The following is a 16,884-nucleotide window of genomic DNA, read 5'->3' as shown; positions in this document are numbered from 1 at the left end:
GGCGGAAGTCCGGAGGATCGGAGCGCAGGGAGAGGGCAGTTCGGCGGTCGGGCGCGACGAGCGGAAGGCTGATCGCTACGAGGCAGCCTGGTCGCTGCTGCACCTCATCGAGACCGGCCCCGGTCGACGGACGAGGAGCGCGATGGCCCGTTCGAGCGCAGGAGCCTCCCGCCCGCTGGGCGGAAGGCTTCCTGACCTGCTTTTCCGCTGTGCTCCGGTAGGGCCGCCGGAGCCGCCCTCGGGTACCTCATGTGCCACTGTCTGCTCACGCGCGGCTCACACGGCTCGCGCATGGCTCACACACGGCTCACGCACGAGCTTGCGGCGAGGCCGGTATCCGGACCCACGGTCTCTCGCCGCCAGGGCGATTCGAGCAGCCGTGGCTCTTGGCTGTGGGGCGCTGGTTCCGCTCATTCAGGACAGCCCGCATTCCGGCCATGAGCGGGACCGAGGCGCCGGTGCCGCCGACCTGGTTGACCTCGTCGCGCCCCGGCGTGTCCGAGGTGTTGAGGCAACCGATCTGCATCGCGGTATCCGGGTCGCCGTCGGCGCTGATGTCGGGGATCGACCGGGCGTCGGCCGGGGTGATCCCGTCCTGGTAGGACGGCCGGGGGAAGAGATCGCTGGTGCCGCCTCCCGAGCCGCCGTCGTCGTAGCCCGGCAGAGCGGTTTCCCAGGTGCCCGCCTTGCTGTCGTACCAGTTCACGGCGTTGCCCCAGCCGGTCTCGTATCGGAGGCGTCCGTTCCGGTCGAGGATCAGGCTCGTACCGCCGACGGCGGTCACCAACGGGTCCGACGCCGGGTACTCGACGGCCAGGCGGTCACGCGGGATGTCGCCCCGGGTCCCGTGGAATCGCCCGCGTCGCCGGAGGCGAAGGTGAACCCGATGCCTTCCACGGCGCCCAGGCCGAAGAGGCGGTGCATGCTCGCCGTCACGTCACCCGACATCTGTGATTCCACCCCCAGATACCAGGAGTCGGAGACGGCATCCGCCAGCCGGCCGTCGACCCCCTTCGCCACCGCGTCGAACATCGTCTTCGGGGTGGGGCTCGCCTTCGGCGCCGCCACATAGACCAGATCGGCGTCGGGAGCCATCGCGCGCACGGACGAAGCGCCCCGCGCTTGCGCGACGAAGCGGAGGGACCCGCTCGGAGTCCGTCCCAGACAGTGCCGAGAGATCCGGGGAAGCATCGGGGTCCGGCGCCCCATCCGCTCACGCGAAACGGCCCCGGACGAGGACGTCCGAGGCCGAAAAGAACTCTCCCTGGGGAAGAAACCCCAGGTCAGAGCGGTAATGCGTTGTGCCCCCGGCAGGATTCGAACCTGCGACACCCGCTTTAGGAGAGCGGTGCTCTATCCCCTGAGCTACGAAGGCGGGGGCTTGTAGGAAACCTTGGAGAAAACCCGGTGAGTGGATCTTCAGCTAGGTACACAAGCCCGCTGGTCGGGTGGGGTGCGGCGCCTTCTGCGGCCTTGCTCGGGCAGACGGTGCGGCTTGCCAGTGACCAACCAGGGACAGCGTAGCGGATGCGGGTTGGTGGAGGGGGTTCCGTATCGGGTTGACCGTGCGAGGGCGGGTCTGGAGGGCTTCTGGCCTGCTGTTTCGTCGGTGTGTGGGTTACGAGGAGGGAGGGAACGCATGATCACAGCCAGAGGCTTTGTCTGTTCTGCCCGATTGGCTATTCGATGGGCGTGTCAGTGCCGAGGCTGGGGGCGGAGGTCGGGATGGTCGCCAGCCGGGCGTGAGTAAGGAGCCACTTCCCGCGGGCCAGGGGTATCGGCTCCGGAGGGCAGGCGATTGCCGGTCCTACTGGGTTGTGGCCTGGCCTCTCGTCCGCGCCGTTCGCAGGTGAGGTCTCCGAGGCCGCTGGCGCAGTCGGTTCAGAGCTTGCCGCCGTCCGACGCGAGGCCGGGCGTCAGCCGCTCAGTGCCGCAGCCGGTGCACGTCCCGTAGGCCTCCAGCGCATGGTCGTAGCAGCGCGGGCAGAGGCAGCACTCGGGCCCTGTGGGTGGTGGAGCCTGGGCCCGGTCGTGGCCACCTCCGGCGGACCCGTCCCCCTGCTGCGGATCGTGCCCCTCCGAGACGGGAAACGAACGGTTTGCTGCTGGTGGGTTCCGCGCTCGCCGACGCGTTCGGCGCGATCACCGCAGGATTCGGGACACCTTCGACGCCGTCCTCGACGGACCGGCGATGTCGGCCTGCCGACTCGGTGGGCGGGTGTGTCTGGGATCCTTCCCCTCATGAGCACACCACCAGACGGACTGCCCGTCTATCGAGTCCTGACCGGACCGGACGACGCGACGTTCTGCCGGCGCGTGAGCGAGGCGATCGGTCTCGGCTACGAACTGCACGAAGGCCCCGCCGTCACCTTCGACGGGGAGCGCGTCATCGTCGCCCAGGCGCTGGTCTGGCCGACGCGATCGTAGGGGTCTCGCGAGCAGTGGCGATCGCGATCGTGGTCGGCTCGTGAGGTGAGCAGCTCGCACGAGCCGGTGGGCCGTTCGGTGAACAGTGGGGCTTGATCCGGGGCCGTTGTGTCATGCCTCTGTTTCCGGGATCCGGGGGGTGTGACGTTCGACGACGGATTCCGCGGGAATGCCCCGCCAGCTCGTGCCCGGTGCGAGGCGCTCGCCCTTCATGAGCAGCGACAGCGCGTCGAGACGGACGCCCTCGCCGACGACGGAGTCGTAGAGCACGACCGCTCGTGTGCCGATGCTCGCGCCGTTCTCGACCGTGACCGTCGACATCTTCATGACGCGGTCTTCGAACAGGTGCGTCTGCAGCGACGCGCGCAGGCCGATCGCGGCGTCGTCCCCGATTCTCACGAGGTCGAACTCCGTGAGGAAGGTGGTGGCGATCCAGGTGCCCCTGCCGACCTGCGCCCCGAAGAGCCGGAGGACGACGGGCAGGTAGGGCGTACCGATCAGGAAGCCCGCGCCGACCGGTACCGCGGCCGCTTCGAAGAGGCCGGTGACGAACTCGGTACGGCGTACGAACAGGCTCCACAGAGGCTCGACGCGAGCGCGGTAGGTGCCGACGACCAGGCGTTTGACCACCGCGCAGTACGTGATCACCACGAGGCTCGCGGCCATCACGAGGACCGGTGCCGCGAGCACGGGCACCAGCAGGCCCGGTCGGCCGGTCAGCCAGGACAGTGCCTGCAGGTACAGGTAGGCGCTCGTGCCCAGAGCGGAGGCGGGCATCGTGATGCGGAAGAACTCGATGCCCAGACGCTGGAGCACCGCTCGGCGGGTGGGGCGGAACGTCAGTTCCTCGGGGAACGAGCCGCTGCTCTGGCGTACGGGCAGACGCATCGCGGGCGATCCGAGCCAGGTGGTGCCGTCGGCCACATCGTCCTGCGGCGGGACCGTGCCCACTCCGACCAGGGACCCCGGGCCGGTCCGCGTTCCCGTGAGCAGGAGGGCGGAGTTGCCGATGAACGCACGCCGTCCGACCTCGGTGGGGCCGAACGCCACCTGGCCGGCCGCGAACGTGGCCCCTCCGATGCTGGCCAGGTCCGCGACGAAGCTGCCCTCGTGGAGGGTGAGCAGGTCCGGGTCGATGTGCGCGACGGTGGAGACCTCGGCGCTCCGGCCGATGCGGGCGCCGAGGAGCTTCAGCCAGGGGACGGTGTAGAGGGTGGCGTACAGGGAGTTGGTGAAGGTGAGACTGATCTCCAGGAGTTTGTCCGACACCCACTTGCGTACGCCGAGCCAGGAGCGCACCGGGTGGATGCCGATCGGCGCTCTCGGCAGGACCAGGCGTTTTCCGGCCGCGACCGTGCAGCAGACGCTGACCACGAACACGGGACCGGACAGCGTGGTGGCGACGATGCCGCCCGCGACGCCCCAGTTCAGCATCGCCCACCAGAACAGCACGATTCCCGGGAGGGTCGTCGCCACCGCGGCGGTCTCCAGGAACACCAGGCCGCCGAGTGACGCGACGAGATGACGTGTCCGCCATCGGCCCGTGCCACCACGGGAGTTCAGCATGGTCTCGACCACGGGGGCCAGCGCCTTCGCCTGGCGCGCGGGCGAACCGGCCCAGCGGGTGCCGGCGGCGACCCTCTCGTCCGGGCCGATGGCGGACTGTTCGCCGAGCGAGGCACCGGCCCCCATGCGCGCACCCGGCTCCAGGACCGCGTTCGCTCCGACGAAGGCGCGTGAGCCGATCTCGATCGGGGCGACGGTGACCCACCCGTCCGACACGCGCCACGGGGTGACGGAGACGCCGTAGCCGATCGACGCGTCGGCGCCGATGCTCACCAGGCTCGGCAGGGTGATCAGGCCGGTGGCGATGGTCGTGCGTGGTCCGACGCGGGCGCCGAGCAGGCGCAGGTAGCAGGCCATCAGGGGGGAGCCGCTGAGCATCGGGAGCGGAGAGAAGCCGAGCAGCAGGTTCACCGTCCAGAGCCGTGTGTAGACCAGGCCCCACAAGCGGTAGCGGCCCGGCCGGATGCCCGCCGACAGCGGGCGCACGAGAGCGACCGGCGCGAGCCAGCGCACACCCAGATAGCTGAGGTAGGCGCCGATCGTCGTCTGCGCCGAGGACTGGGCCGAGATCTGGCCACCGTGCCGGCTGTACACATAGGCGAACGGAAGGGCGAGCACGAGCAGCATCAGGTAGATGACGCCCAGCTGAGCGGTTCCCGCAGCGGCGATCCGGCGGGTGCGATGGCGGATCGGATCGGGCCGGGGCGAAGTGGTCGCGTGCTGCGCACCGGGTCCGTCGCCCAACTGGGCGGTGAGGCCGCGCACAGTGGGATACGTGTAGAGGTCGCGCAGTGTGGCGCTCGCGCCGATGCCGCGGTCCCGAAGGGCCGACACCACCTTGGCCGCAAGGAGCGAGTGGCCCCCGAGGTCGGTGAAGAAGTCCGCCTGGACCGAGAGGGCCTCGGGCGGGATCCCGAGCACCTCCGCCCAGACGTCCCGCACCCGCGTCTCCCGTTCGCCCTCGGCCGCCACGACCGGGCCGCCGCCGACCAGCCTCCGGCCGCTCGGCGCGGGCAGTCGTCTGCGGTCCACCTTGCCGCTGGACATGGAGGGAAGAGCGGGGAGGACGTCCAGGAAGGCCGGGACCATGTACACGGGCAGTCTGTGCCGCAAACGGTCGTACAGCCCGGCGACGAAGGCGGGCTCGTCCTCCTGACCGTCCGGGTCGCGCACCACGTAGGCGCACAGTTCGCCGGTTCCCACCGCCTCGGTGCGGTCACCGCGGTCGCCGTCGTGCGAAGCGTCCGTCAGCGTGGTGACCGCTTCCACCACGCCGGGGGCCTCCAGCAGGGCGCTGTCGATCTCGCCCAGGTCCACCCGGTAGCCCCGGATCTTCACCTGGTCGTCGGCCCGGCCCAGGAACTCGATCTCACCGTTCGCGACCTTCCGGCCGAGGTCGCCGGTGCGGTAGAGCCGGCTCCCGTGCGGTGCCAGCGGATGCTCGATGAACCGGTCGGCCGTCAGCGCGGGCTGTCCGACGTAGCCATGGGCGACGCCGGGGCCTCCGATGCAGATCTCGCCCACCTGGCCGTCGGGCACCGTTCCCAGCTGTTCGTCGAGGAGCACCACCAGGTAGGACGGCAGCGGCTTGCCGATCGTCACCGCCCGTTCCGGACTCAGCTCCGCCCAGGTCGCGGTGACGGTGGCCTCGGTGGGGCCGTAGGTGTTGAGCATGCGACGTCCGGGCCTGCTCCACCGCTCGACGAGTTGGGCGGGACAGGGTTCACCGCCCACCACGAGCGTGCGGATCCGCGGCAGTTCCGGCGGGATCGTCTCCAGCAGCGTCGGTACGCAGTACAGCACCGTGATCCGCCGGTCGTCGAGGAAGTCGCCGAGGTCCGCCCCGAGATGCCCGGGACCGGCCGGCCCCGCGACGAGAGTCGCACCGACCGACCACGTCGGCCAGATCTCCTCGATGGAGAAGTCGAAGGAGAACGTCATGCCCTGGTACACCCGGTCGTCCGGCCGCACGTCGTAGACCCGGGGCACGATGTCGAGAAAGTTGCAGATGCTCGACTGTGCGACTTCCACTCCCTTGGGCCTGCCGCTCGACCCGGAGGTGTACATGATGTACGCGGTGGCGTCGTCGTCCTTCGCTCCGGAGCCGGTGGGCCCCGGCAGCGGACGGGCCGTGGGCATGGCGACCAGTTCGTCGGCGCACGCGTCCAACCGGATCACGCGGCGGTCGAGTCCGGCGGCCGTCGGCGCGAGGGCGGACGTGGTCAGAACCAGGTCCACGTCCGCGTCCTTCGCGATGTAGGCGAGCCGGTCCGGTGGCGAGGCCGGATCGACCGGAACGAACACCGCACCGGCCTTCCCCACCCCGAGCAACGCCGCATACCCCTCCACCGACCGCGGCAGCAGCAGGGCGACCCGGGAACCGGGGCCGATCCCCAGTCCGTGGAGAAAGTGGGCGAGCCGATTGGCACGCGCCTCGACCTCGGCGTAGGTCAGTACCCGGTGGTCGCACTCGAGTGCCGTGGCCGACGGGACACGGTCACAGGAGGATTCGAAGAAGAAGTGCAGGCGTCGGAGCCCCTCTTGCGACGGCAACGAGCCCGGAACAGCCGACATCTCCGTGTCCTTCCCATCTGCGCGGGGCGTTGACGGACGGGCTGAGGACCCGGCGAGCCCCTGACCTTCCGCACGCCACCCTTGCGCTCACCGGCTTGTGGACCGGCGCGCTCAATGGCGTGCGGACCGGTCGCGCAGGAAGAACCGAGCGCCATGGGGAGCCGGACCGGAATGGCCCGGACGACGTTCCGCCGGGTGCGGGTCGGCGCTCCACAGGGCGAGCACGCCGCTGACGATAGACCCAGCCGTCGGCCATGCCGTGTCATCGACCACGACGGCCACCGTGTCGTTGACCTGAAGGAGGGATCGCCGCCCGTGCGGTTCCTCCCGTCCACGACGCCGGAGCGCGCGGCAGCCGCGTCAGCGCGCGCCAACCGCGTCAGCGGGCGTGCGACCCATCAGCGGGACATCCTCGGTCGCGAACGGCCGGAGGCCGTCGACACCGGCGCCGCCGAGCGCTTCCGTGCTCCGGGGCACGGCGGTGGGGCGCTCCGTGATCCGACGTCACCGCACCGGCAGTCGTGGGCGGGCGATCCGGCACGGCCGCATCACCCACCCACGTCCCGGTCCTCGCTAGTGCCGTGACCGGAAGGCCACAGCACTAGGTCAGGACTTTTGTCGCGGGGCGTCAGCCGGCCCGGTGCTCCCACCCCCGCGTCATACGGGACAGCACCTGGAAGCCGTACCGGCTCAGCCGCTCGATCTCCTCGGTGTCGTCCGCGCAGGCGCATGCCGTCAGCCGGTCCACCCCGGCCATCCGCAGCCACTGTGCGACGTGCGCGAGGAGACGTTCCTCCAGCCCCGAATCCCGGTACGGCTCGGCGACATGGAGTTCGGTCAGGTCCGCCAGTCCACCGTTGCGCGCGTGCCGCTCGGGCCGGTCCACGGACGTGTCCACCTCCGCGAATCCGACGACGTCCGCGCCCAGCGAGGCGGAGAACCGGGTCCCGCACTCGCCGAGGGTGCGCTGGACGGCCAGGCCCGGGGCGGCGGCCCCGACAACCTGCCTCAGGTCAGCCACCGTGGCCATCAGCAGCACTTCCGTGTGTCCGGTCCGCGTGAAGCCGGCCCGTTCGTAGGAGGCACGGACGTGCTGCCACTGTTCCGGGAGACCGCAGATGCCGGGTGCGGGGAGCTGTCCGTCGGCGTAGCACCGCGACACCTCCCAGCGCTTCAACTGTGCGAGACAGGCCGCCATCAGGAGGTCGGCCGCCTGTTCGGAGTCCGGCCAGAAGGAGGCCGGGGGCCGGAAGACGAACCACTCGATCGCGCCCGCGTTCCGGTAATCCGCTCCGGTCGCGGCATCGGCGCGGTAGCGCAGCAGGTGAGCGGCGGCGACGACGTACTGCCTCTGTTCGGCCACGAGCGTGACGCGCTCGGCCACCCACGGATCGGTGATGAACTCGTCGGGACGGCGCTGCAACTGGTTGAGAACCGTGTTCACGGACACGGAGAGACCGGGGACAACCGCTGAGACGTGGGCGTTGACCAGCTCCGTCAGCTGATCGCGGTCGTCGCGGTGAAAGGAGCGCACCTTCAGAGGGGACGGCATGACAAACCTCCGAGTCGAGGGATTCAGGAGGCCGCCAAGAGGTGCGGTATGCCACGAATGTAGCAGAGCGGCGCCCGATACCCGGATCGGGTGGTCGCGGGGCCGCCGAGTCGGCACGGTCGGTCTCGACCGCGGTTTTGACGGCGTCGGTCGCCTCGGCCGGGGCGCCTGTTCGCCCGTGCCGCCCGTGCGGCCCGGGGCGCCCACGACCGGTTCACGGGGCAGGGGTGCGCCCCGGTCCCGGGCGGGGCCGGGGCGCGGGTGGGTCAGGCGTTCGTGCAGGTCTCGCCCTTGCACGGCTTGCCGCGCTGGTTGGAGAGCTCGACGGCCACTCCGGTGGCGCTGTTCTCCTCGGTCACCGCGTAGAGGCCGAAGACCGGGTTCGTGGGCAGGACATAGCCCTCGGGGACGGCCGTCTCGCGCAGGTAGTACTCGCCGAGGCGAAGGCCGTCGAAGGTGCAGAGCCCGGCGGGGTCGGTGGCGCAGGCCGGTCCGACCCGGGTGTCCGGGTTGATCCCGATGGTCTGCGGGCCGGCGATGCCGTTGGTCTCGCGCCACGCGTCGAAGCCGGCGCCCCGCAGCACGTGTCCGGTCTCGGCGTCGGTCTTCAGGACGCGTACCTCACCGGTGACCGGGTTCGGCCCCGAGCAGTCGGGCAGGTCGCCGACGAACGGGTAGGCGTGGAACTCCTGGCCGCCGTGCTCCGCCAGGCTGGTGTGAGTCAGCGAACCCGTGGTGAAGAAGCGGCCGTTGATGCCGGGAATGGTGACCGTCGTCATGGACGCCTGCTCGCCCATCAGGAAGCTGCCCTGGAGCTGTCCGGTGCCGGCGAGGCGTACGGAGGACGCGTCGGGGAAGTTCCACAGCAGCCGCTCGCGATAGGCGTTGAGGGGCGAGGTGCTGTCGTCGATGCCGCCGCTGAAGGTGTTGATGACGCGGTTGCCGCCCAGGACGTTGACCAGGATCGTCGCGTCGTCGGGGATGTTCCGGAAGACGATTCCCTGCTGGCCGCCCGTTGGCCGCGGTCAGGTTGAAGTCCACGTTGAACACCTGGAGCGAGGACGTTCCGTCGCCCCGGAAGACCGTCTGGGTGTTCTCGTTGACCGCGGTGCCCGTGGCCGGCCGTGGCCGGTCGTCGATCCGGGCGTAGCAGCGGCTGGCCGTGGTCAGCTGGTTCCGCAGGGCGGTGTAGGGCTGGGCGTCGGGGGCGTGGACGAGCCGCCCGGTGACCGTACCGGTCTCCGTCCCGGCGTAGCGCACGATGCCCTGCTCGCCGATGAGCCCGCCGGTGGTGTCGAGGCGCTGGCCGCTCGCGATCGTCACGTTCCCGCCGGTGGTCAGGAAGTCCGCACCATTGGGCGGGGGCACGCGCGAGCCCACGCGTTCAGGTTGGTGCGCGTGGGAGGTTGGTGCGACTTGTTCCGGCCGAACAGCGGGCACCTCGATGTCGTCCGCAGTTAACGTCGCGCTGATGGACTCCTCGCTGTCGGGCCCCGTTCCGACCGGTTCCACCCCGTACCGACCTGTGCAAGGAGTCACGCATGCCCGGACCGAGACTGTCCCGCAGCCGTCTGGTGGCCGCGAGTGCCGTCGTGGCGGCCACCGCCGCCGTCGTCGCCGTCACCACGACGGCGGGCGCGTTCGGCCCCAACGAGCAGGCCCAGCGGGCCGTCAAGGGCGGGACGGCGAAGAACGTCATCCTGCTGATCGGTGATGGCATGGGGGACTCGGAGATCACCCTCGCCCGTGACTACACCGTGGGCGCGGCGGGTCGTCTGAACATGGACAAGTTCCCGCTGACCGGCGCCTACACGACGTACGCCGTGCACGCCGACGGCACCCCGGAGTACGTCACCGACTCCGCGGCCAGCGGCACGGGCTGGGCGACCGGTGTGAAGACCGTCAACGGGCGGATCTCCAAGACCCCGGGCAGCAACAAGGCCGTCCCGACCATTCTGGAGCTGGCCCAGAAGGGCGGGTTCGCCACCGGTTCGGTGACCACCGCCGAGCTCACCGACGCCACCCCGGCCGTCCTCGCCTCGCACACCGCCGACCGCTCCTGCCAGGGCCCCGCCGACATGGCCAAGTGCCCCACCGACACCATCGCCGAGGGCGGCCCCGGATCGATCGCCGAGCAGAGCGTCGACCACAAGGTCGACGTCCTTCTCGGCGGCGGCAAGCAGCGCTTCGACCAGAAGGTGACCGACGGCAGGTACAAGGGCCTGACCGTCACCGAGCAGGCCCGGAAGCTGGGCTACCAGGTCGTCACCGACGACCGGTCCCTGAAGGCGGTCAAGGGCGACAAGCCCGTGCTCGGCCTCTTCGCGCCGGGCAACGTGCCCACCGAGTGGACCGGCAAGGCCGCGGCGGTCGGTGGCACCGACCCGCAGCGCTGCGTCACCAGCAACCCGAACCGGCCCGCCGGCACCCCGAACCTCGCCGACCAGACCACCAAGGCCATCCAGCTCCTGGAGGCGAAGCAGAAGCACAGCAAGAAGGGCTTCTTCCTCCAGGTCGAGGGCGCCTCGATCGACAAGCAGGACCACGCGGCCGACCCGTGCGGCCAGATCGGTGAGACGGCCGCGTTCGACCGCGCCGTGAAGGTGGCCCGCGCCTACGCCGCCAAGCACCCCGACACCCTGGTCGTCACCACCGCCGACCACGGCCACAGCAGCCAGATCGTGCCGCTGGAGGCCCAGCCGCCCGGCCTGTCCTCCACGCTGATCACCGACGAGGGCCAGCAGCTGAAGGTCAACTACTCGACCAACCCGCCCGGTCAGTCGCAGGAGCACACCGGCACCCAGGTCCGGATCGCGGCGCAGGGCCCGCAGGCGTACCGGGTCCTCGGCGTCACCGACCAGACCGAGCTGTTCACGACGCTGCGCGAGGCGCTCCGGCTGCGCTGACCGGCCGCCGGTCCGTATCGACCGTCCGGCCGTCGGTGTCACGCGCGCAGGCCGTGACGTGTACGAGTAGAGGGGCCGCCCGGAATTCCGGGCGGCCCCTCTCCGTCGCCCTGTCTCACTACGATGGGGTGCCCACCCGACGGGGAGGGCACACGGGCAGGGAGACGACGGCATGACGGATCAGGATCAGGAGCGGGACCACGACCTGGGCCGGTCCCGGGACGGGGACCGGGGACGCGACGAGGACGGCGGCGGGGAGTGGGGTGCGCGCGGTCGCCGTCGTGGACAGGGCGAACTGGAGGCGCAGGTGCTGTCCGCGCTGCGGGCCGCGCCCGGTCCGGAGACGGCGGCCTGGGTACGGGCGTACCTCGGGGGCACGCTCGCCTACACGACGGTGATGACGATCCTGACCCGGCTGCACGCGAAGCGCGTCGTCACCCGGGAACGGGTGGGCCGCTCGTTCCTGTGGACGGCGGCCGCGGACGAGGCCGGGCTCGCCGCACACCGCATGCGGCGGGTGCTGGACGGCGAGACCGACCGCGAGGCCGTGCTGATGAGCTTCGTGTCGGGCCTGTCCGCACGGGACGAGGAACTGCTCCGCGCGCTCCTCAACGATGCCCACGACGGGGAACCGGGAAGCCGTACCGAGGACCGGGACGGCCGGGAGAACTGAAACCATGGGCGTCTTCGTCTTCCTGCCGCTCGTCCTGCCCCTGACCGCCTGGCCGATCGCCCGCCTGGCGGAACTCCACCTCCACCCCCGGGCCGCCACCAGGCTCCTGTCCGCGGCGAGCGCCGTCCTCGGGCTGTGCAGCACCCTCTGCCTGGTCCTGCTCGCGATCGTCGGCACCGCCCAGCTCCCGGGCAACCCGCTGCCCGACGGCTGGTCCGACCCCGAGGTACGGGCGGCAGTGCCGCGCCACGAACTGGTCGGGAAGGCAGCCATCGGCGCCCTCGCGGTCGTGGCCGCGGCCTGTACGGGGCTCCTGCTGCGTCACTACCGGGTGCGGCGTCATGCCGAGCGGGCCCTGCGGGGGCTGCCCGCCACCCGGGTCGCCGTACTGCCGGACGCCACGCCGTACGCCCACACGCTGCCCGGAAGCGGGGGCGCGGGCCGGATCCTGGTTTCCAGGGGGATGCTGGCCGGCCTGGGCTCGCGGGAGCGCCGCGCGCTGTTCGCCCACGAGCGCGCCCACCTCGACGGGCGTCACCACCGCTTTCTCCTGGTGGCCGGGCTGGCGGCGCGTGCCAACCCGTTCCTGCGGCCGCTCCGTACGTCCGTGGCGTACACCGTGGAGCGCTGGGCGGACGAGGAGGCCGCCCGCGTGGTCGGCGACCGGCGGGTGACGGCCCGCGCGGTGGGCAAGGCCGCGCTGATCTCGCCCCCGCCGCCCGCCTCGACGCTGACGGCCTTCGCCGCTCCGGGTCCGGTACCGCGCAGGGTGGCGGCGCTGCTCGGCCCGGCTCCGGCGGCCCGCACCTGGCCGCCCACGTTCACCGCGGTCGGCGCCGCGGCCTGGTACGCCGTGGCCGGTGCGGCCCTGTCGGCCATGTCGTCCGCGAACTCCGCGGTCACGATGATCGTGATCCTGCGGGCAGCCACGCCGCTGTAGAGCCGGGTGGGGAGACCTGAGCCCCCCGGGGTGGCCGCCTGATGGGGCCTTGGCCCCGGGGTCGGCTCCCGCGCGATTCCGCGGGCGTCAGTCCCGCGAGTTCCCGAAGAGGATGCGGTAGCCGATGAGGAGGACGAGGGAGCCGCCGATCGCCGCCCCCCACGTGGCCAGGTCGAAGAAGTCCTTCTCCACGGGCCGGTCGAGGAGGCGTGCCGAGAGCCAGCCGCCGATGAAGGCGCCCGCGATGCCGATGAGAGTGGTGCCGATCAGGCCGCCCGGATCACGACCGGGCAACAGGACCTTGGCGATGACTCCGGCGACCAGACCGAGGATGATCCAGCTGATGATGCCCACGTTCTCGTTCCCCTCGTCGGGCCGTACCGGGCGGAGCAAGTCCAGGACGGCGACAGTGCGTTGCTTGGTTGCGCAACTGTACAGACGGTGGTGAAGACGCCGCCGGGACGGTGCTGGTTGCGCGGCCCCTTCGGTTCGGTGCCGCGACCGGGCGCCACCCTGCGGATCCGCTCGGCTTGGGGTGGCGGGGCGGGGCGCCGAGCGGGCGGGACCGGGCGGGCGCCCGGGGTACGGCCTAGACTGGGCAGGTTCGCAAGCGACCCCGCGGAAAGGGAGGGACGACGGTGGCGACAGGCACCGACGGCTTCGAGGACCCGCCTGCGGAGGTGCTCGCGGAGGCCGCCGCGGCCTTCGGACTGCTGGCGTCCTCCGCGCGGCTGCACATCGTGTGGGCGCTGGCCCAGGGCGAGAGCGATGTCACCGGACTCGCGGAGCGGGTGGGCGGTGCGCTGCCCGCCGTCAGCCAGCACCTGACGAAGCTGAAGCTCGCGGGTCTCGTGCGCTCCCGTCGTGAGGGCAGGCGCATGGTGTATTTCGTGGACGACCCCGATGTCGTGACCGTCGTACGGCTGATGGTCGGCCAGTTGGCCGCACGGGCCGACGGGGCGTCCGCGCCGGTGCGCGCGCTCCGCAGGACCGGTGCCTGAGACCTCCGAGGCCGAGGAGTCAGGTCGTACCGCACCCGGACCACCGGCTCCTTTGCCGTCGGCCTCCCCGGCGCCGGGCGGAGCCGCCGTCATCGGCGGGGGCCTGCGTGAACTGACCTCGCTCCAGGTGCTGCGCACGCTGGACACCGGGCCCCGCGGGCTGACGGACGGGGACGCCGCCGAGCGCCTGGTCAGGTTCGGCGAGAACACGCTGCCCGCCCGGCGGACCGTGTCGTGGCCCGGGCGCTTCCTGCGCAGTCTGCGTGATCCGTTCACGGCGGTGCTGCTCTGCCTCGGCCTGGTGTCCGCGGCCGTCGCGGCCTGGGGTACCGCCTGTGTGATCACCGTGCTCGTGGTGGTCAGCTGCGTGCTGCGGTCGGCGGGGGAGCACCGCGCCGACCGTTCGATGGCCGGGCTGCGGGACCTGGTGGCGACCACCGCGACGGTCCTGCGCCGCGCGGACGGCGAGGCGGCGCCGGTGGCCCGCGAGATCCCGGTCGACGAACTGGTGCCGGGGGACGTGGTGCGCCTGGGGCCCGGGGATCTGGTCCCCGCCGACGTACGGCTGCTGCGCGCGAACAACCTGAGCGTGAACCAGGCGGCGCTCACCGGGGAGTCGGCCCCGGTCGTCAAGCACCCCGTCGACGCCCCGAACCGGCCGGGGGACCGGTGGACGGGCGGTGCGCCGACGGGGAACGGGAACGGGCCGACCCACGACGGACTGACACGGAACGGGCCGACGGGCAACGGGAACGGGCCGACGGGGAACGGGAACGGGCCGGCAGGGGGCGGGGCCGGGTGGAAGGGGCACGGGGCGACGCGCGGCGAGGCGCCGGAGAGCGGCCCCTTCGACGCGCCGCAGCTGTGTTTCCAGGGAAGCAGCGTCATGGCGGGCAGCGGCACCGCGGTGGTCGTCGCGACCGGGGCGCGCACCCGGTTCGCCGCCGCGCACGACTCCGTGCACCCGCGCGGCCCGAGCGCCTTCGACCGGTCGGTGCACGGGATCTCCTGGATCCTGATCCGGTTCATGCTGCTGACGCCGCCGCTGGTGCTGATGGCGAACGCGGCCCTGCGCGGCCGGGGCCTGGAGACGCTGCCGTTCGCGGTGGCGGTGGCGGTGGGGCTGACCCCGGAGATGCTGCCCGTCATCGTCACCACGTGCCTGGCGCGTGGTGCGTCGCTCCTCGCCCGCGTCCACGGCGTGATCGTCCGAAGGCTGCCTGCGCTGCACGACCTGGGCGCGGTCGACGTCCTGTGCCTGGACAAGACGGGCACGCTGACGCAGGACCGGCCCGTCGTGGTCCGCGCGCTGGACGCCGACGGCCGGGACGATCCCGAGGTGCTGCACTGGGCCGCCGTCAACGCGTGGTGGACCCTTCAGCTCGCCGACCTGCCCGTCCCCGACGCTCTGGACGAGGCGATTCTCGACGCCGACGACGCCCTGGGCGAGGCGATTCTCGTCGCCCACGATGCCACCGACGCCCGCGACACAGTCGATGGGGCGGACACAGTCGATGGGGCGGATACGGCCGATGGGGCGGATACGGCAGACCCGGCCGACGCGGACGACGCGTCCGGCCATGGTGTGCCCGGTCACGGCAGGGGTGCGGCCGTGCCCTTCGACTACGACGGGATCGCGGCCGTGCCCTTCGACCCCGCTCGCCGCCTCTCCACGGCCGTCGTACGCACCCCCGGCCGCCTCGGCGTCCACACCCTCGTCGTCAAGGGCGCCGTCGAGAACGTGCTGGAACGGTGTGCCCTCGACGACGCCGAGCGACAGCGGCTGCTCGCACTCGCCGCCGACCGGGCGGACGACGGGCTGCGACTCCTCGCGGTCGCCACCGCCGAACGTCCCGCGCGGCAGCGCGCGTACACGCCCGCCGACGAACGCGGACTGACGTTCACCGGCTTCGTCGCGCTGCGCGAGGAACTCGTCCCTTCCGCCGCCGGTGCCCTGCGCGTCCTCGCCGACCGCGGCGTCACGGTCAAGGTGCTCACCGGCGACCACCCCGGAACCGTGGCGCGGGCCTGCCGCGATCTGGGCCTCGACCCGGGCGAGGTGTGCACGGCGGACGGCATCGACCGGCTCACGGACCGGGAACTGGCCGAACTCGCCGACCGGACCACCGTGTTCGCCCGCTGCACCCCCGAGCACAAGGCCCGGATCGTCACCACGCTGCGGGCCGCCGGCCACACCACCGGCTTCCTCGGCGACGGCGTCAACGACCTGCCCGCGCTGCACGCCGCCGATGTCGGGATCTGCCCGCGCGACGCCGTCGACGTGGCCCGGGAGAGCGCCGGCGTGGTGCTCGCCGGTCACGGCAAGGACCTGACCGCGATCGATCACGCGATCATGGCGGGTCGGCACAGCAGCGTCACCATCGCGACATACCTGCGCATCACGCTTTCCTCGAACCTCGGCAACGTCATCGCCATGCTCGCCGCCGGTCTCCTGCTGCCGTTCCTGCCGATGCTCCCGGCCCAGGCCCTCGTCCAGAACCTGTGCTTCGACGCGGCCCAGCTCACCTTCTCCTACGACCGGGTCGCCCCGGCCGCGCTCAGGCGCCCGACCATGCTGCGGCCGCGTGACTTCCTCCGTTTCATCACTGCCTTCGGCGCGCTCAACGCCGTCGCCGACCTGGCCACCTTCGCGGTGCTCGCGCTTGCCCTGCGGGGCCCGGGCGGCACGGACGACGAGGCGCTGTTCCATTCCGGCTGGTTCACGGAGAACCTGCTCACCCAGGCTCTGGTGATGGTGCTCCTGCGGACCGGTCGCCGCACCGCCGAGGCCCCTGGTACCTCCGGGGCCCGTGGCGTCTTCGGCGTACGGGGCATCAGTCCGGTCGGCCGTGCTGCCGCCGCGCTCGCCGTCACCGGTCTGCTGCTGCCGCTCTCCCCGCTCGGTCCGCCCCTGGGCATGACGGCGCTGCCGAGCGTCTACTACCTGCTGCTCGTGGTCGTCCTCGGGCTGTACGCCGTCGCCCTCGCGGTCGCCCGCCGCCGCCACGAGAACCGTGGCGCCCGGGCGTAGCAGCGGTGCCCGGGCGCGAGCACGATTCCCGGGCGTGGATGTCGGGCTCGTGCCCAGAGGTGATCCCCGGGCGTCAGGCGCGGTGCCGGGCTTCGGGGAGTTGACGGGTTCCGGGGAGTCGCCGGGCATCGGGGAGTTGCGGTACGCCGTTCGGCCCGTGCCGCCGGACCCTGAGAGTGCGGACGGACTTCGTAGACTCGTGGGTACTCGACGG

The 16,884-nt window shown here is 71.8% G+C and carries 12 protein-coding genes, 1 tRNA gene and 2 pseudogenes; 6 read left to right on the top strand and 9 right to left on the bottom strand.

The features are described 5' to 3' along the window. Nucleotides 1-307 precede the first annotated feature (307 nt). The 3 genes from AMK22_RS20690 to AMK22_RS20680 all read right to left on the bottom strand — a co-directional run bounded on the left by AMK22_RS20690 (nt 308) and on the right by AMK22_RS20680 (nt 1,375). Nucleotides 308-784: a hypothetical protein gene (locus AMK22_RS20690; RefSeq protein ID WP_073787069.1), complete on the bottom strand. Its 477-nt coding sequence runs from the start codon at nt 782-784 to the stop codon at nt 308-310. Continuing rightward, on the bottom strand, nt 781-1,095 hold the full coding sequence (locus AMK22_RS20685; RefSeq protein WP_073787067.1) for a hypothetical protein: 315 nt from the start codon (nt 1,093-1,095) through the stop codon (nt 781-783). The genes AMK22_RS20690 and AMK22_RS20685 overlap by 4 nt, the downstream gene beginning before the upstream one ends. A 207-nt stretch (nt 1,096-1,302) precedes the next feature. Then, nucleotides 1,303-1,375: transfer RNA gene (locus AMK22_RS20680), tRNA-Arg, on the bottom strand. A gap of 866 nt (nt 1,376-2,241) precedes the next feature. On the opposite strand from AMK22_RS20680, the gene AMK22_RS20675 reads away from it, so the two are divergent. Then, on the top strand, nt 2,242-2,427 hold the full coding sequence (locus AMK22_RS20675; RefSeq protein ID WP_073787065.1) for a DUF1737 domain-containing protein: 186 nt from the start codon (nt 2,242-2,244) through the stop codon (nt 2,425-2,427). A 111-nt stretch (nt 2,428-2,538) separates the two neighbouring features. Here the strand turns inward: AMK22_RS20675 and AMK22_RS20670 are convergent, their stop codons facing one another. The 5 genes and pseudogenes from AMK22_RS20670 to AMK22_RS41825 form a co-directional block, all read right to left on the bottom strand. Next, nucleotides 2,539-6,567 (bottom strand): Pls/PosA family non-ribosomal peptide synthetase, encoded by a 4,029-nt coding sequence (locus tag AMK22_RS20670; protein WP_073787063.1) that lies wholly within the window; start codon nt 6,565-6,567, stop codon nt 2,539-2,541. Nucleotides 6,568-7,195: 628 nt separating this feature from the next. Beyond that, nucleotides 7,196-8,119 (bottom strand): GNAT family N-acetyltransferase, encoded by a 924-nt coding sequence (locus AMK22_RS20665; RefSeq protein WP_073787061.1) that lies wholly within the window; start codon nt 8,117-8,119, stop codon nt 7,196-7,198. A gap of 266 nt (nt 8,120-8,385) precedes the next feature. Continuing rightward, nucleotides 8,386-8,778 carry a prealbumin-like fold domain-containing protein gene (locus AMK22_RS42390; protein WP_443333309.1) on the bottom strand — a complete coding sequence of 131 codons (393 nt, stop codon included), beginning with the start codon at nt 8,776-8,778 and terminating at the stop codon, nt 8,386-8,388. Between the two features lie 15 nt (nt 8,779-8,793). Then, nucleotides 8,794-9,120: pseudogene (locus AMK22_RS42385) on the bottom strand (choice-of-anchor A family protein); the annotation flags it as partial. Between the two features lie 43 nt (nt 9,121-9,163). Further along, nucleotides 9,164-9,487: pseudogene (locus AMK22_RS41825) on the bottom strand (choice-of-anchor A family protein); the annotation flags it as partial. Nucleotides 9,488-9,660: 173 nt separating this feature from the next. Between AMK22_RS41825 and AMK22_RS20650 the strand changes: the two are divergent. The 3 genes from AMK22_RS20650 (at nt 9,661) to AMK22_RS20640 (ending at nt 12,638) form a co-directional block, all read left to right on the top strand. After that, entirely contained in the window at nt 9,661-11,025 is a 1,365-nt protein-coding gene (locus tag AMK22_RS20650; protein WP_073787055.1) for an alkaline phosphatase, read from the top strand. Nucleotides 11,026-11,197: 172 nt separating this feature from the next. After that, nucleotides 11,198-11,698: a BlaI/MecI/CopY family transcriptional regulator gene (locus tag AMK22_RS20645; protein ID WP_079186304.1), complete on the top strand. Its 501-nt coding sequence runs from the start codon at nt 11,198-11,200 to the stop codon at nt 11,696-11,698. A 4-nt stretch (nt 11,699-11,702) separates the two neighbouring features. After that, nucleotides 11,703-12,638 carry a M56 family metallopeptidase gene (locus AMK22_RS20640; protein WP_073787054.1) on the top strand — a complete coding sequence of 312 codons (936 nt, stop codon included), beginning with the start codon at nt 11,703-11,705 and terminating at the stop codon, nt 12,636-12,638. 87 nt (nt 12,639-12,725) lie between these two features. Here the strand turns inward: AMK22_RS20640 and AMK22_RS20635 are convergent, their stop codons facing one another. After that, complete coding sequence (locus AMK22_RS20635; protein ID WP_073787256.1) at nt 12,726-12,992, bottom strand: GlsB/YeaQ/YmgE family stress response membrane protein; 267 nt, start codon at nt 12,990-12,992, stop codon at nt 12,726-12,728. A 284-nt stretch (nt 12,993-13,276) separates the two neighbouring features. Here AMK22_RS20635 and AMK22_RS20630 point away from each other — a divergent pair, with 284 nt between their 5' ends. Then, entirely contained in the window at nt 13,277-13,639 is a 363-nt protein-coding gene (locus tag AMK22_RS20630) for an ArsR/SmtB family transcription factor (RefSeq protein WP_073787052.1), read from the top strand. Beyond that, nucleotides 13,632-16,670, top strand: a complete 3,039-nt coding sequence (locus AMK22_RS37635; protein ID WP_079186303.1) for an HAD-IC family P-type ATPase — start codon at nt 13,632-13,634, stop codon at nt 16,668-16,670. The genes AMK22_RS20630 and AMK22_RS37635 overlap by 8 nt, the downstream gene beginning before the upstream one ends. Nucleotides 16,671-16,884 lie beyond the last annotated feature (214 nt).

The organism is Streptomyces sp. CB01580 (assembly GCF_001905795.1).
GTDB lineage: Bacteria > Actinomycetota > Actinomycetes > Streptomycetales > Streptomycetaceae > Streptomyces.
Note: the sequence above shows the minus strand (reverse complement) of the source record. Positions and strands in the feature narration are given on the sequence as shown.

Excerpts from the sequence above, each read along its gene's own strand:
- AMK22_RS20685 (WP_073787067.1), bottom strand. The coding sequence starts at position 1,095 with ATGGCTCCCGACGCCGATCTGGTCTATGTGGCGGCGCCGAAGGCGAGC.
- AMK22_RS20645 (WP_079186304.1), top strand. The coding sequence starts at position 11,198 with ATGACGGATCAGGATCAGGAGCGGGACCACGACCTGGGCCGGTCCCGG.
- AMK22_RS20675 (WP_073787065.1), top strand. The coding sequence starts at position 2,242 with ATGAGCACACCACCAGACGGACTGCCCGTCTATCGAGTCCTGACCGGA.
- AMK22_RS20640 (WP_073787054.1), top strand. The coding sequence starts at position 11,703 with ATGGGCGTCTTCGTCTTCCTGCCGCTCGTCCTGCCCCTGACCGCCTGG.
- AMK22_RS20665 (WP_073787061.1), bottom strand. The coding sequence starts at position 8,119 with ATGCCGTCCCCTCTGAAGGTGCGCTCCTTTCACCGCGACGACCGCGAT.
- AMK22_RS20670 (WP_073787063.1), bottom strand. The coding sequence starts at position 6,567 with ATGTCGGCTGTTCCGGGCTCGTTGCCGTCGCAAGAGGGGCTCCGACGC.
- AMK22_RS20650 (WP_073787055.1), top strand. The coding sequence starts at position 9,661 with ATGCCCGGACCGAGACTGTCCCGCAGCCGTCTGGTGGCCGCGAGTGCC.